Genomic DNA, 15973 nt, shown 5'->3' with positions numbered 1-15973 from the left:
GGGCATGAGGGGGGGAAGAATTCAGGGTTCTTTGCGTTCGCGAAAATGTGCTTTTTTTAAAGGCGCAACACCAACAGTAGAAAATACAGCTAACAATGCTTGGTGAAATCCTGCGTATTTTAACGCCAAGATACAATTTACGTGGCGGGCATCCAGAAAAACGCTAAAGTAAGAAACAACTCGGAAATTGTAAAGGTTTGCTTGAAAGTTCGGCTGATGGGAGATCGGGAGAACCAGTCAATTTCTAATTTAGGTGAAGTGGAAAGTGCGGCCGATCGCCATACGGCCTCAGATCCACTGTGGCTGCGCGATCGAGCTTTGGCAGCTACTAGCAGCGGTATTATCATTGCTGATGCCATTGCACCAGACTGTCCCATACTTTATTGCAATCCTGCCTTTGAGCGGATCACGGGTTACTGCGCCGATGAAGTGTTGGGGCGCAACTGCCGATTTTTGCAAGGTTCCGATACGGATCGCACTACGGTAGCTAAGATCCGCGAAGCCTTGCGCCAAGGTCGAGAAATCCAGACAACAATCAAAAATTATCGCAAAGACGGCACTCCTTTTTGGAGCAAATTGTCTCTATATCCCCTGCGAGATGACAGCGGTAAATTGACTCACTTCGTAGGCGTTCAGTCGGACTTGTCGGAACGCATAGAAGTACAGGAAGCTTTGCAGCAAGCTAACGACCAACTGCAAACGATTTTGGAAGCAGTTCCGGGAACAGTGTCTTGGATTAGCTCGGATTTGCACTATTTGGGGGTTAACCAGCACCTAGCTAAACTGCACGGTTTGCCGCCCTCGGCTTTTGTGGGTCAAGATATCGGTTTTCTGGGCGCGAGTGAGGATTTTCATTCTTTTGTGGTGGAGTTTTTTGCTGGCGACGCTACGGAAGCGATTAAAGAACTCAGCGCTAAGGTGAAAACCGGCGGCGGACAGTCGGCGGGACATTATTTGATTGTGGCTCAAAAGTACGATCGCGGGAATGCAGCTTGTCTGGTAGGGATTGACATTACCGAGCGCAAGCGGGCAGAAGAAGCTCTGGTGCTGACTCGCAAGGCGGTGGCAAGTTCGAGCGACGCGATCGGCATGAGCGATGCCAACGGCACTCACATTTATCAAAATCAAGCGTTTTCTCAGCTATTTGAATGGGACACCGCAGAGGAATTGAAACTCGCTGGAGGTATACCGACAGTTTTTGTAGACCCCGCCGTCGCTAGGGAGGTACTGGACACGATCGCCCAAGGTTATTCTTGGTCTGGTGAAGTTACCAACCGCACAAAAAGCGGCGAAATTGTGCAAGTGCTGCTGCGGGCCGATGCTATTAAAGACCCGACGGGGAAAATTGTCGGTCTGATTTACCTGAATACCGACATTACCGATCGCAAGCGCACGGAACAAGAACTGCGACAAAGCGAGAAGCGTTTTCGATCGCTCATTGAAAATGCTAGAGACATTATTGTAATTCTGGATGAAAAAGGCTTTTGCCGCTATGTTTCTCCTTCCCTACAGCGGATTTTGGGCTACCCGACGGCGGAAGTGCTCGGCCGCTCTGTATTTGATTTGATTCACCCTGACGAATTGCCGATGGTGGCTCAAGTTTTCCAAGGTGTCATGGAAATGCCGAAAGTTGGCATAGGATTGGCGGAATACCGAGTGCGGCACAAGGACGGTTTCTGGTGCGTTTTGGAAGCGGTGGCGACGAATTTGCTGGCGGAACCTTCGGTGCGGGGAATTGTCGTCAACTGTCACGACGTGACTGAGCGCAAGGCGGCTGAAGACCAATTGTTGCACGATGCTTTGCACGACGCGCTGACGGAGTTGCCGAACCGCGCTTTGTTGACTGACAGGTTGGGGCAAGCTTTTGCCCGCGTCAAACGGCATCCGAACTATCAGTTTGCGGTGCTGTTTCTGGATTTGGACAGGTTTAAGGTGATTAATGACAGCCAGGGACACGGTACGGGCGATCGGCTGTTGGTGGCTGTGGCCCGCCGTCTCTTGACTTGTTTGCGACCGGGCGATACGGCGGCTCGTCTGGGAGGAGATGAGTTTGTGATTTTGCTGGAGGAAATTCAAGGTGTTGATGAAGCCATCGCCCAAGCAAAGGGAATTCTGAAAACGCTCGAACGACCGCTTTATTTAGAAGGTCATAAAGTTTTAATTACTGCTAGTATCGGCATTGCTTTGAGTACCGAAAAATATCAGTTACCTGGAGATATTTTGCGCGATGCTGATATTGCGATGTACCGCGCAAAAGCTCTGGGTAAAGCTCGCTACGAAGTGTTTACCAGTGCGATGCACACTCGGGCTGTGGCTTTGATGCACTTGGAACACGATTTGCGGCAGTCGGTTGAAGAACTGAATTTGACATATTCAATTGTGAATTTTGCAGGTGGGCTGGTGGCGGAAAATTCGCCTGTATCCGAAATCGATCGCCTGCGGGATCGTTTGAAATCACAATTGGCTCCTCCTCTTAAATTGGAATGTCCTTTTACTGTTTATTATCAGCCGATAGTTTGTTTGAAAAGCGGCTCTGTTATTGGATTTGAGGCGCTGGTGCGTTGGTTGCACCCGGAACGGGGTTTGGTTTCCCCGATGGAATTTATTGCGATGGCTGAGGAAACTGGGTTAATTATGCCTTTGGGTTTGTGGGTTTTGAATGAAAGCTGCCGCCAAATTATTCAGTGGCAAAGTTTGAATTTACCTGTGGGAAATTCGCGTCTGACAGTAGCTGTAAATCTTTCGGGAAGACAGTTTTCGGCAACTGATTCGATCGAGCAAATGAAGCAAGTTTTGCAGAAAACTGGTGTTGATGCTCGCTGTTTGAAGTTGGAGATTACTGAGACTGTGGTGATGGAAGATGGGGAAGCGGCGGCGGCTATGCTTTCGCAATTGAGAGAGTTAGGAATAGGGTTATGTATTGATGATTTCGGTACTGGTTATTCGTCTCTGAGTTATTTGCACAAGTTCCCGATTAATATTTTGAAGGTCGATCGCTCTTTTGTCAGCCGCATCGGCTCTGCTGGGGAAAATTTGGAAATCGTGCGGGCGATCGTCATGCTGGCCCGCAGTTTGGGGATGGAGGTAGTGGCAGAAGGTGTCGAAACCGCCGTGCAATTGGCTCAAATGCGGGCGATCGGCTGCGAGTACGGTCAGGGGTACTTTTTCTCTAAACCACTCGACAGTGAGGCAGCTACAGCCTTGTTGAGGCGATCGCCCAAATGGTAATCTCAAGCAAATATTTAATTTGTATTTTGACAAATATTAAAAATATTACGGTGTGCGGTTGTTGGATAGTCGATCGGGGCGATCGATCTTTTCGTACTCAATGCCTTGAGTGTTAAAATTAAAATTGAGTATAATATAGCCATCCTAAATCATTTGTGAATTTCTTACTCCCTCCCCTTGATAAGGGGAGGGTTGGGGTGGGGTCAAAAATTTACGACTCCTGCAAGGATTGCTATAGTAAACTATCGAGATAGGTAAAAATATATGTCTCAATCTGTTGTGCCAGCAGTCGAAGAAAAACAGCTCGATACTTCGCCCACATTGACCTTTGAAGAATACAGAGTTTATCAAAGCAAGGACGATGTAAAATACGAACTGTACAAAGGCAAATTAATACCAATGGCAACGGCTAGCGCATTACATACAAGCATCTGCGAATATTGGGTTTACAAATTGCAGCGTTATCTCGCTGAACACAATCTCGATTTAGTAGTAAAAACTTCTGTAGGAGTGAGAACAGAAGATGCTACATCCCGCATTCCCGATGTAGTTGTCTGCACTCAAAGTTTGTGGGAACAAGCTCTTGCAAGACCCGGTTCCGGCATCCTTGGCTTTGATGAAACGCCGTTATTAGTAATAGAAGTGGTCAGCCAAGATCGGCGGGCCGATTATATAACCAAACGAGGAGAGTACCAACTAGCTAACGTGCCGGAATATGTAATTGTTGACCCATCAGAAAACAGACAACGGGTGCGAGTTATGGCATTTCTCGAAGGTGATGACATTTATACAGAGGTAAATTATTTGCCGGGTGAAGAAATGGTATCTGTAGTATTTCCCAATCTGAGATTATCAGTCAATGAAATTTTAGATCCGCCATTGGTGGAAGGGTTAATTAAGGCAGAACAAGCTCAATTGCAGAAAGCGGAAAGATTGGCGGCGAGGTTGCGGGAGTTGGGCGTAGATCCTGATTCTGTTTAGGAAAGTGGATGAAGTGCGAGCGCCCTTTTTTAGTCTCAATCATCGATCGGCAAGTCGCGCAGGAAATAAAAGCGATCGCTTTGCCAATTATCTCCTTTAATTCGCCCTAAGTAACCCGTCAGCGGTGAAGAAAGTTCTATAGTCAAATCCTTTACTGATTCGTTTGTCAGCTTAGAATCAGTGGTGGCAAATCTAGCATTGTATTGAACTTTAATCTCAACAACCGTCGGAAAGTCGCTATCTGAGCAAAGTTGTTTCACTGCTTGTATGATTTGCGATCGCACTTTAAGCTTTTCCCGCACATCGTCAATATAGCGATTAACCTTAGCATCGGCTTCCTCACCAAACGGCTGTTGTTCCAAACAAGGTTTTAATTGTAATAAATCGATCGAACCTGGTTGCTTAGCTTTCAGTTCAACCAGCTTTTGCAATGTTTCAGGGCGAATTACGTTCATGTGGTTTCCGATAGCAGTTTTTTTAGCGTGTCCATTTAGCTGACCAGCGGCCATAATTATCTTAATACAGCAGTTGTATTGTTCCTGAAGATGCTTATGGCCTAACTTGATAAGTTGCGCTGGCGTTCCATCAGCTACGGTTTCACTTTTGGTAGCTTTGCATTCTCCCACTACCTGATAGGGAGTTTCACAGTAGAAATCTAATCCGCCAGCACCGCCTGTTGATTCTGGATCGAGGCTAGCTTCTGGTTTATTGTTAGAATTGGCAAATCCTAGCTTGATAAAACTTTTGCGGACTAACTTTTCAAATGTATGACCATCGCTAGAATTGCCGATTTGTGCAATTGTTTTAATCCAATCTAAATCAGGATCGGGTTTTGATGTTAGTGAGTTTTCTGACCAACCTAGAAACATTTTGATTTCTGCGTCTAGTTGTTTGGCTTTTGGGTTGGTGGTGGATAAATGCACTAATGCACTTTGCAACTCTTCCAATTCTGGATGTTCAGGAGGCTCTAGTTTTTCCAGCTTTTGACGGCGTTTGGCAAAGATAGACTCGCTCAACACTGGCGTTGAATCAGTAACAGTTAGGGGTTTTGGCAAAGATACAAAATTCCCGCTGGGATGCACTGACATTTCAAGTGGCTGAGACAGCAAATAAACCCGCAGGTAAGCTACAAAAATAAAAGGACGCTGCTGGAGAATTTGCTGTAATGCCTCTGTTTTCCAGATGGTTAACCGCGACAAAGCCTCTAACGATTCACCATCGTTCACCATTTGGCACAATTCGCACCTAGCCCAAGCTTTGATCGAAACTTTATCTGAATTTAACTGAGCAAGTGCCTTTTGAGCAACAGGCAAAAAATGCGATCGATAATATCGATCGCCCGATAGCAAATCAACCGAAAGATTAGCTGGATACAAAGCAAATGTCCGCCCCGGATTCAGAAACATCCGAGGCATAGCTGCAATCATTCGTCCTTGGATTAAAGCTTCAATATCTGGATTTGGTAAAGCCAGAGCTGTTTGAAGCAAAATTGATTTGCTCATGGTTAACTAAATAGGTCACTTAGATCCCCATCATCTGTATCATCACTACTGGGAGGGTTGAAAATGTCTTCTAAAAGTAGGCTTTCATCTTCATCGTCAACGACAGGCATTTCACCGGAGGGCTCGCTCAAAATTTCCCGCAGTAAAGGATTCTCAAAAGTGAGGTGCTTCTGAGATATGAACTCAAAAACCTGGTCTTCTGTTAAATTATAATCTCGGCATTTTTTACAAACAGCACGGAGAGCCATCAGCGGTTTTATTTGCTCTTCAACCAAATACACGATCTCACCGCCTTTTTCTACTGATACGAGTTCCTCTAGTAGCTTGTAGGCTTTAGAAGTTTTCTTGATATTTTCTATTTTGGATTGGGAACGTACTAAACAACCGCGCGTCAAATCAAAGGTCTGATAATCAATTAAGCGCTTTAATGCAGCAACTAATTCAGATTGAGAAGTTTGGATAATTGCCACACCAATCTTGATAGCTTTTCCGTTTTCAGTGCCAATTATCTTGAATCCGATCCAACCCGCATTTTTTGCCTTTGGTTTAATCTCAGCAGTAATGTCATCAACTGTTACCTTGTCAATTGTCTGACCTTTCAAGGTTTCAAAGCCAAAGTAAATAGCCTGAGCAATTGTGGAATTATCCTCCATCTCCTCTCTAATGTCTGCCTCAAGTTCTTTGGTTAAAGCAAACTCAAACCGCTCAATAGGATCTTCTGGAAGTTCAGGCATTGGAGGCATGAAAACTTGAAAATTCTCTGCACACCAGTTCAAAGCTTCGCGTACAGTTGGCTTACCTCTACCATGTTCTCTCAGTTGAGTTTCCTCAAATGGGTAGACCGGATGAGGAGGATTTAAATTTCTGACCTGATAAAAATCTTGCAACCATAGTCCGACTAAATCAACTAGAGAGTCACCATTTAAGTATTTTAAATCGATTGGTTTTCGCTGCGTATATGTTGAAACTCGATCCGGTATACCGCCAGACATTACGTTAACTGTGTCTGTCCATGTATAGGGCATCATCACTGTGATAATAACCAAACCTTGACCGAGATCGGAGTGTTCGAGAGTATCATACAAACGCTTAACTAAATCCGCAATTACCTGCGGTGTTGTCAAGCCATCATCTCTACAACTTGTATTGACATCTATTTCATCAAAACAAATGATTACAGGACTGTAGTAACTCACCAAGTTTAAAATTTGCTGGACATTATTCAGAGATTCTGCTTCTCTGTCCTGATTAGTCTTGCCGGAATTAGCCGGCAATCCTAATTCCTCAGCTTTAGATTTATCTAACTCTTCACCAGATAACCATTTGATAGCAAAAGGTGTTTCAGATTCTGATAAAGTCCACAAAACAGCTCGAACAATATAAGGATCTGCCTTTGATTTTGTTTTGAGAACTTGCTTAGTCAGGGTGTTCATGAAATTCTTATTTTTAGTTGCCCAACTAGCACATACTCTGTCAAATCGGTCTATCAGTTCTTGAGGAGAAAGATTCTGTGAAGCAGAATTGATAGCTTTGAAACCTTCGTTTGCCATTGCTGCCGCTATTTCCTGCCATTGCATGACGCTTTGGCTGCCTGTGTGACTCAAACTGTTAGCTAAAGTTTGCTGAAATTGGTATTTTATCAAATTTAAGTCAGTGTAATTATTAACACTGGCATAAACGAACAAAGCACCACCATTGCTTTCTAGTCTGTGGCGAGTGCGACTTAAAATGTGGCTTTTTCCCACTCCCTGTTGAGCAGTTAATACCAGTGAAGTCACCTTTTCTTGGCTGGATTGACTTGTCTGTACTTTTTCAACAGCCTGAAAAATGGCATCGGAAGCGTGAGCATTTAGAGTGGGAATATCGGGGAACCCTTTTCCCCAAATATCTTGTTCTTTGACAATGCCAGCTTTGCTAAATGGATTGTGATTTTGGATTGCAGCATTCAGGGTTTCTATTGGGGAAACTGGTATATTGTTCATGGTTATCGGGTGTGAGGTTAACGAAACACAAAAAGATTGAGGGCAATTTTATGAATTCAAACGCTTGGCGTAGTAACGCAATGCACCACCAGGAATGGTGATTGAGTCTTCACGTTTATCTGGGGTGATGTCTTGCGTTTCTCCTGCCATTAGCTGAAAAATATCAGTAGCCTGCATTTCCAACAGCCACTCGTTGAATTGAGAACGGCTGACTTTTTCGCCGATCGCCCGCCGCATCCGATAAATCGGCACTAAATCGTCTAAGTTAAACTCCCGGTTCAAGCTGTCGTACACCTTCAACGCCACAGCCTTAAAATTGTCATAGGAGGCGATCGCCCCTGCATCCCCCTTCCCCGCCTCAACCCCAACACCCGCCGCACCATCCTGATGCCGAATCCACTTCAACAAAGCATTTCCCAGCCGAGTACCGATTTGAGAACCATCAAACTCAAACAGAGAATCAGCACTTTTCAAGCCATCCGCCAAAACCTCTTTCCCCTTCGCGCTCAACTCCACCAGCGTCACCCGATTTACCAGCGAATACTCGATCGCCCCAGATTCCTGCAACTCACCGAGCACTCCCAGATATCTCTGACTCGTCTCATTAGTACGAACAATCCGCTTAGTCAAATCCCCCTTTTTCACCTGCATCTTTCCGCCGCCCAAATCCCACAAATTCAGCAGCACCCGAACCTTCGCCTTTGCATCCCAAACCGCCTGCTGTTCCGGTGTCAAAGTTTTAGACACCGCAATTTCACTGTTTTCAGACATATCCATACCTTTAAATACCTATTGTTAGTATCAAATCTTACCAGAAATTTTGCAGAAAAACCTCTCAATTTTTCAGCAAAATAGCGCACCATACCGCCCACAGCATCCAGCAATTTTCATTTTAAAATAATTAGGATTGACCAAAGTGTCATCATTTGATACAATACTGAACCGAACGAGCGATCGCACTTCAAAACATCCGCTCCAAACAATACCAATTTTCAAAATTCCTACCAGAGAATTCCCAGGCTGCTGATACCGCAATAAATCCCCGCAGTCGATCGACTTTTCGAGTACATCCGCACTTCAACAACAAAGTAAAAAAAACAAAATTTATTTTTTAGCATTGTTTTAAACAACTGGTATAAAATCGCACTTTTCAATCAAAACAATCCGCAGCCGGGGCAGGAACAGGTTAACAAGCTCAACAAATATAGCGTTCCCAACAGCAGTCAACCACCAGCAATTCAACTTAACTGCGACTTTAGTTAAATACCCGATTATGCCTTTAGAAAGACGCATTCAACTTACACATCTCGTTACATTGCTATCAAAGCATTCAATACAAATGTAGCCATGAAAACTATTCCCGACCAAATTTCCGACATCAAAGAAAAACTTCCCGACATTACTCCCACCCCTCCCGCTTTAAGAGCCCAAGTATCCAGCCACGACCTCAAAGCCCGTTTAGATTGGGGCGAACCAGGACTTACAATCATCGACGCGCGCGATTTTGAAAGCTTCAACAAAAGTCGCATTACCGGCGCAGTACCGATGCCAATGGACGAATTAGTAGAGCGCGCAAAATCGAGTCTAGAACCCGTTCGCGACATCTACATCTACGGCGAAACCGACGAACAAACAGCAGAAGCCGCCAATCTTCTCCGCGCCGCCGGCTTTAGAAAAGTAGCCGAAATAAAAGGCGGAATTCCAGCTTGGAAAGCCATCGACGGCCCCATCGACGGCGCAGTCGAGCACGGCAATCCAGGGCCCGATGCCTACAACGTTTTCGCTCGCCTAGAACATCACGCCAAAATCCAGAAAACCCACAAATAATCTCACAGAATACCTAGATACCCGACTTCTTCAAAAAGTCGGGTATCTAACAGAACAATTTGTTTGCAGTCAGGACTTCAGTCCTTAGCGAATTAAAGTTTTAATAGAGAACTAAAGTCCTGACTGTAAACTTAATTATGATTAGATAAGCGGATTTGATATTAACTATTTTTTTTATCGTCCAAAAATGCTTTAACTTCCCTCAAAATCTGCCGATTCCCATCAAAAGTAATCAGCTTAACTGCATCCTCAAAGGAACTCCAGGCCGAATTTTGAACTTCCTCCACTTGCAACTGAACTTCCCTTGAATTTACAAAAGCCAAAAAGTAAGTAACAGTCTTTTCAATTGATTCTCCTTCCTTCGCAGAGGAATAATGTTGCACAGAACTAGGCTTCCCTTCCTTAACAAAGGAATAACGTTCCACAAAACTAGGCTCCTCCAGCACTTCACAATCGCGGATGCCAGTTTCCTCCTCAAACTCCCGCTTCGCCGTTTCTAGCGCTGATTCCCCCGGATTTGCGTGACCTTTAGGAAACGCCCAATGTCCGGCTTGATGTTGAATCAACAAAAACAAACTATCAGTTTCTGTCGCAAAAACTGGCACAATGCCAAAAGCTTCATCTTTCATCTTTCTTCTCTTTTGTATATAACTCTCGTGTTCTTAAAGTCTGCGAAGGCCGGCTTGGTTTGTGTAGAAGCGAATTACATTCGCCCGTAACTACAATTCCCACCCCAACCGAGTTGGCTGCTGATAAACCCGCTTCAAAGTATTAACATCCCTCGCAGAAATAGGGGGAGGATTGCGTACCTGAGAAAAATAAAGCACATCAGTCTCCATCGAACTGTGACCCCAAATTCCCAAGGCGTGGCCTAACTCGTGTCGCGCCGTCGCCGCAACATACTTACCCACTTGATTGGGATTCAAATAAACCGAAAACCGGTGAGATAAAACAGTTTTATCGCCATCTTGACGGGTGTACAATTTATAGGTAGATTCCCCAGAGCGCGATCGCAAAATCCCTTGACGCAAAGGCGGAGCCCGACGTAAAATTGTAATATCAGCTACCTCCGAACTATCCACCACCTCCAAAGGTAAATAAACGCCCCATTCCCGCACAACATCCAACACAACCGCCATCCATTCTTCAGACTTATTAGCATCAGCGGGACGCTCAACATAAACCTGAATCGGGAACTTCGACCACAGCAAATGACCAACATTCGGTGGCTTAATGCGATCGAAATAATCACCGCTATTTGTTGAATCCTGCCAATTTTCCAGCATTGGCGGCAAAGGGTGAACCTGTGGAGCAGGCCAACTATTCTCCAGAATAGAAACACTAGCAGCAGGAGTATTAACCTGACTAAAAATTATCAGGCTAAAACAACATAAAGCCAATCCCAAACCAGCCCGCAATCGATTTTTGATCCTAACTTTCCACAACCGCATTGTTCCGCCCGCAAATAAACACAAATAAACGCAGATTAATGCAAACTATCTCAAATTTATATCTGCGTCAATCTGCGTTTATTTGCGGTTAAAAATCCTCATCTTACGATGCAGGAGTCAACCAACCAGCACTCAAAATTACAGTCAAACCCATAAAAACAATACACAAACCCCAAGTAATGCGATTCAGAGTCGTTTCCGCACTCTTAGCGCTAGTAAACAATTGAGCTTGTCCGCCAATCCCTCCAATACCATCGCCTTTAGGGCTGTGCAGCAACACCAAAACCACAAGTCCTAGAGCAGACAAAGACCAGATAATTTGTAACAGAGAAACAATATTCATAATCGGGGGGGTAATTGGTAATTAGTAATCAGTAATTTATTATGATATCAAATTCGGTCGATCGCGCACAACCTATGTTAGAGACACGGCACTGCCTTTCATCGTGCCAATTTAACCCTGAAAACCTTGAGAAATCTCGCTTTTACCCGTAGCCCGATCCCCCCTTAGCTTGCCCCCTACTCCCCCTTAATAAGGGGGGGACAGGATTCTTCTCAAAGTCCCCCTTCTTAAGGAGGATTTAGGGAGATATCCGAGGATTTTGGTTCTACACAGAGATGTGTGTACACCGTAGCTTAAGAAGGGGGGACAGGATTCTTCTCAAAGTCCCCCTTCTTAAGGGGGATTTAGGGGGATCGGGCCTTGGCTACAAACGAGACTTATCAAGGGTTTTCAGCCTTAACCTGACACCTGCTACAGTCGCACCCGCACCGGAGTGCGATTGGCGCGAACTTCAAAATCAGCCGGTTCAATCATAGAACGTCCCGTCATTTCCGGCGGCTGAGGCAACCTCAACAGATCCAGAATAGTCGGCGCAATATCAGCCAAACAACCGTCCTCCCTCAGAGGAACATCAGTGCCGTGAGCCGGAATTTGCACACCTTCGCCTTCTACCAGAATAAACGGCACCGGGTTAGTAGTGTGAGCCGTCCAAGGATTGCCATTCTCATCGAACATCAACTCAGCATTCCCGTGGTCAGCAATAATAATTGCCGTACCTCCAGCCTTATTAATGCCAGTCAACAGCCGCCCCAAACATTTATCCACAGTTTCGATCGCAATTATCGTCGCATCCATCATCCCCGTATGACCAACCATATCCGGGTTAGCGTAGTTAAGCACCACAAACGAATAAATCCGCTTAGACAAAGCAGCCAGCGCCACATCAGTCACCAGGGCCGCCGACATCTCCGGTGCCGTATCGTAAGTCGCCACCATCGGGCTCTGCACCAACTCGCGGTCTTCCCCCGGAAAAGGCTCTTCCAGACCCCCATTAAAAAAATAAGTTACGTGAGCGTACTTTTCAGTTTCCGCCGTCCGCAACTGCCGCAAACCGTGACGAGAAATCACCTCGCCCAGAATATTGTCCAAATTTTGCGGTTCAAAAGCCACCAACACCGACAACTTCGGGTCGTACTGAGTAAAAGTTGCAAAACTGAGCGGCTCAATTAAATGCCGTTCAAACCCCTTAAAATCCGGCGCTACAAAGGCCTGAGTCAACTCTCTAGCCCTGTCGGGGCGAAAATTGAAGAAAATCATCCCATCGCCGGATGCCACCGCGCCCGGAGCAATCCGAGTCGGAAGTACAAACTCGTCGGTCAGTCCGACCGCATAGGATGCTTGCAACACATCAACTGCCGATCGACCATCAGGCGCGCCCTCAATCGTCATCACCTCATAGGCTCGCTGCACCCGATCCCAGCGTTTGTCCCTGTCCATCGCGTAATAGCGGCCGCTGATGGTAGCAATCCGACCAATTCCCACCTGTTCGATATAACCTTGAATCTTGCGGAGAGCTTCCACGCCCTCTTTCGGAGTAGTATCGCGGCCGTCAGTAATGGCGTGAATGCAAACTTCAGAAATTCCTTGGGCCTTTGCTAGCTTTAGCAAACCCAAAATGTGACTCAGGTGCGAGTGAACCCCGCCCTCGGAACAAAGACCAGTCAGGTGCAATTTGCCGCCCCGACTGCGGACTTCGGAGCAAAGTTGAAGTAGGGCGCGGTTTTCTAGCAAAGAACCATCTTCGACAGCATCCGAGATCCGCACTAACTCTTGAGGAACGACGCGGCCCGCGCCCAGATTCAAGTGACCGACTTCGGAGTTGCCCATTTGCCCGTCAGGAAGCCCTACTGCGCGGCCCGATGTTCTAATCAGAGTTCTGGGATAAGCGGCCCAGAGACTGTCCATTACGGGCGTGTTCGCCGCGGCGATCGCATTTCCGTCTTTTTGTTCGCGATAACCCCAGCCGTCTAGAATAATCAGCACTACAGGAGATACAGACGTTTGTGCCATGCGAATACCTTATTTACAATAACTAATTTCTCGATCGTCATGAGTTCCGAGTTTGGGGAACATCTTCCGCAAATCAGTTTACATACTTTCTACGCTTTGGCCCAACAAAGCCAACCTAAATTCCCTCAGATGCAGCATTTTGGGAACTGATTTCGACCTGATTGGCGAATTGTCTAATTGATTGCCTTGCCTTCAACAATTTTGAATCCAAAGTCTGAGACTGTTACCGATCTCACCAACAGCCGCCGTGCTTTTGCGGCCGGATTTTCAGAAATAGTTCAACGGTCTACGGCTCTGCAAACACTCAAAACAATACCACACTTGGCGACGTTTGACTACTGCCTCAAGAAATAAATATAGCTTTTATCGGGGTTCTAGCGATGAGGTACTATCGGGCATCGGCCCGCGCAGGGCATCGGCCCGCGCAGGGATCTAGCGTTGCGGAGGGATTGGGATCTAGCGTTGCGGAGGGATTGGGCCTTGGGCTATCCTCACCACGCGATCGAACCGATATATCAACAAAATGAGAAGCCCGTCTATTTTAGATTTTAGATTTTAGATTGATGGATTGGGGAATTGATCGATCGATACCTCCATCTAATTGCTATAAAACAGCTTTGAGGGGGCTGTGAATAACTTTACAGGAGTCGATCAACTATCGGTTTCCGCATCGGCTCGCTCTCAGCGGACATAAAATTCTACAACATCTTTTTTAATTTTGACATCGTAATTGCCAAAGAAATCGTGACCGAGCAGACCAATTGGCATTTGTTTGGCGATCGCCACTTCGACATTTTGGATCGCAGCACCCCCAACCCGAATCGATCGCACTAAGCCGATCGGAAACTCGACAACGCTACCGTCAGCGATCCCCGCCCTCACGGTGCGTACCGGCCTCACTCCCAGTACAGCAGCCATCCGCTGAGTAATCAAGGTGCCGCTCGCCCCCGTATCGACAATCATCTCAAAAGTCTTGTCACCGTTAAATACCACGTCAATCACCGGCGTTCCACCATCGCGGCGCTTGATTTTAGCTTGAAATACCTTTGGATTGGCAGATGGAGAGGCCGGCGGTTGGACGCGATTTGACGGGCCTCGGCGAAACTGAGTGTACACATTGCCAGTTGTGGCGATCGAGCTTGCTGTGAAAGTGCGATCGAGCTGCTGGAAACTCCGATCCGACACCAATGCGATCGCATTGGTTTCACGCTGCGGGAGCGCCTGAGAGCCTAGATTTTTCGTAAATAAACCCGGTTTCTCAAGTTTTGTTGAGAATGCTGCCGCCAGATGTGAAGGAGAATGTAGTTCGCCACCTCCTACTAAGCCAACTGCTGCCAAAACAGCAGCAGAAACAATGCCCGATCGCCAAATCCCCTTGAAAAAAACTTTTGCCACCATAAAATGCCTTTAGTAATTTCAGTATGTCGAAAGAAGACCGCCATTGATATCCTAACCCGCTCCCGAAAACCTAGCGCCCGCTGCAACATCAGATCGTCGAGAAAACTTGGCAATTTAAAAGCGATCGCATACCATCAAACACAGGTAAACTTAAAACCGCAAATGGCAGCAACTTCGCTACTCATTTGGATCACTTAAAAGTCAGGCGTTTAGGGCGATCGGCAATGCGTAAACTTTTATATTTTGCAACTATAGGAATGTTGGCTTTCTGGACTGCAGGATGTGGCGGCGACGGCGGCGGCAACACTCCCAGTCCAACTCCCACTCCCGGTGCAGGATCTCCGTCACCGGCCACCAACGCTCCCGGAACTCCCGGCGCCTCCGCCAGTCCCAGTCCTGGAGCTCAGACATTTCCTTCTCCCGTAGTCGCGGCCCAGCCCCCCGGCTTGATCCGATCTACAAACCCCGACGAACGGGCCAGACAAGCTCAAGCAGACATCCAAGGCAAAAAGACAGCATCTGGAGCTATTGTAAACGGGACGGGAATTCCACAGACCACAATCCCCGGCTTAGGAAACGACCCATTCTCAGTCCTTCCCCCTCAACCGCTCAAAATAGACGGTGGCGTGGGCGGCAACGAACTTCCAACCCTGCCAGCCAGACAAGTGCCAAGTCTGCCCAAGCTGCCAGACGAGAGAAATCCGCCTCAGTGGACACCAGCACAGCGCAATAGCACACCGGGCGGCGGTGAAATTGCCCAACTTCCCCAATCTCAAACCCCCGTACAGGTGTCGAGTGTTCCCAACCTGCCGTTAACCTCCTTACCCCAATGGAGACCGCCAATTTCAGCGCGTCCCCAAGCAGTCCCCGGACGCCCCGGAGCCAGACCGGGACGCCCCGGAGCCAGACCGGCCGGCTCCCCAGGCATAGCAGGAGATCCGGCATCTATACCCGGACTGCCATCTATACCGGGCTTCCCAACAGGTAGCACCGGACGGCAGCCAGCGGGCCCCGGACGCCCCGGAACCAGACCGGCAGGCTCCCCAGACATAGCAGGAGTTCCCGCCTCATCTATACCCGGACTGCCATCTATACCGGGCTTCCCAACAGGCACTACCGGACGCTCGCCAGCCTCACCAGGACGCTCGCCAGCCTCACCAGGACGCTCGCCAGTCTCACCGGGACGCTCGCCAGCCTCACCGGGACGATCGCCAGCCTCACCGGGACGATCGCCAGCGATCGCCGCTCGCC

General features: G+C 47.2%; 12 protein-coding genes. 4 read left to right on the top strand and 8 right to left on the bottom strand.

Translation table 11 applies throughout. The annotated features are described in order from the left end of the window. Nucleotides 1-216: 216 nt before the first annotated feature. Nucleotides 217-3228 (top strand): bifunctional diguanylate cyclase/phosphodiesterase, encoded by a 3012-nt coding sequence (locus tag AACV78_RS07870; RefSeq protein WP_194012611.1) that lies wholly within the window; start codon nucleotides 217-219, stop codon nucleotides 3226-3228. A 264-nt stretch (nucleotides 3229-3492) separates the two neighbouring features. Further along, nucleotides 3493-4209, top strand: coding sequence for a Uma2 family endonuclease (locus AACV78_RS07865; RefSeq protein ID WP_194012832.1), 717 nt, complete (start codon nucleotides 3493-3495; stop codon nucleotides 4207-4209). A gap of 35 nt (nucleotides 4210-4244) precedes the next feature. On the opposite strand, the gene AACV78_RS07860 is transcribed toward AACV78_RS07865, so the two are convergent. Genes AACV78_RS07860 through AACV78_RS07850 form a run of 3 tightly spaced genes read right to left on the bottom strand, consistent with a single transcriptional unit; the run spans nucleotide 4245 to nucleotide 8464 of the window. Beyond that, nucleotides 4245-5711: a DUF1802 family protein gene (locus AACV78_RS07860; protein WP_194012831.1), complete on the bottom strand. Its 1467-nt coding sequence runs from the start codon at nucleotides 5709-5711 to the stop codon at nucleotides 4245-4247. Between the two features lie 2 nt (nucleotides 5712-5713). Next, a complete protein-coding gene (locus AACV78_RS07855; RefSeq protein ID WP_194012830.1) occupies nucleotides 5714-7693 on the bottom strand; it encodes an ATP-binding protein in 1980 nt (659 codons plus the stop codon). A gap of 48 nt (nucleotides 7694-7741) precedes the next feature. Then, a complete protein-coding gene (locus AACV78_RS07850; protein WP_194012829.1) occupies nucleotides 7742-8464 on the bottom strand; it encodes a hypothetical protein in 723 nt (240 codons plus the stop codon). 576 nt (nucleotides 8465-9040) lie between these two features. On the opposite strand from AACV78_RS07850, the gene AACV78_RS07845 reads away from it, so the two are divergent. Then, the gene (locus tag AACV78_RS07845) at nucleotides 9041-9520 is read left to right on the top strand and encodes a rhodanese-like domain-containing protein (protein ID WP_194012828.1); all 480 of its coding nucleotides are present in this window, start codon (nucleotides 9041-9043) and stop codon (nucleotides 9518-9520) included. Nucleotides 9521-9681: 161 nt separating this feature from the next. Here AACV78_RS07845 and AACV78_RS07840 read toward each other — a convergent pair whose 3' ends face one another. From AACV78_RS07840 to AACV78_RS07820, 5 genes are all read right to left on the bottom strand, one after another. Continuing rightward, nucleotides 9682-10149 (bottom strand): bis(5'-nucleosyl)-tetraphosphatase, encoded by a 468-nt coding sequence (locus AACV78_RS07840; RefSeq protein WP_194012827.1) that lies wholly within the window; start codon nucleotides 10147-10149, stop codon nucleotides 9682-9684. Between the two features lie 90 nt (nucleotides 10150-10239). Continuing rightward, nucleotides 10240-10971: a peptidase gene (locus tag AACV78_RS07835; protein WP_194012826.1), complete on the bottom strand. Its 732-nt coding sequence runs from the start codon at nucleotides 10969-10971 to the stop codon at nucleotides 10240-10242. 103 nt (nucleotides 10972-11074) lie between these two features. Beyond that, nucleotides 11075-11314: a preprotein translocase subunit SecG gene (secG, locus tag AACV78_RS07830; protein WP_194012825.1), complete on the bottom strand. Its 240-nt coding sequence runs from the start codon at nucleotides 11312-11314 to the stop codon at nucleotides 11075-11077. 411 nt (nucleotides 11315-11725) lie between these two features. After that, nucleotides 11726-13324, bottom strand: a complete 1599-nt coding sequence (gene gpmI, locus AACV78_RS07825) for a 2,3-bisphosphoglycerate-independent phosphoglycerate mutase (RefSeq protein WP_194013052.1) — start codon at nucleotides 13322-13324, stop codon at nucleotides 11726-11728. 681 nt (nucleotides 13325-14005) lie between these two features. Then, nucleotides 14006-14722 (bottom strand): retropepsin-like aspartic protease family protein, encoded by a 717-nt coding sequence (locus tag AACV78_RS07820; RefSeq protein ID WP_228042648.1) that lies wholly within the window; start codon nucleotides 14720-14722, stop codon nucleotides 14006-14008. A gap of 224 nt (nucleotides 14723-14946) precedes the next feature. On the opposite strand from AACV78_RS07820, the gene AACV78_RS07815 reads away from it, so the two are divergent. Continuing rightward, nucleotides 14947-15973, top strand: a 1027-nt coding sequence (locus tag AACV78_RS07815; protein ID WP_194074397.1) for a hypothetical protein, incomplete at its 3' end; no start/stop codon positions are given.

This window comes from Tychonema sp. LEGE 07196 (assembly GCF_963890365.1).
Taxonomy (GTDB): Bacteria; Cyanobacteriota; Cyanobacteriia; order Cyanobacteriales; family Microcoleaceae; genus Microcoleus.
Note: the sequence above shows the minus strand (reverse complement) of the source record. Positions and strands in the feature narration are given on the sequence as shown.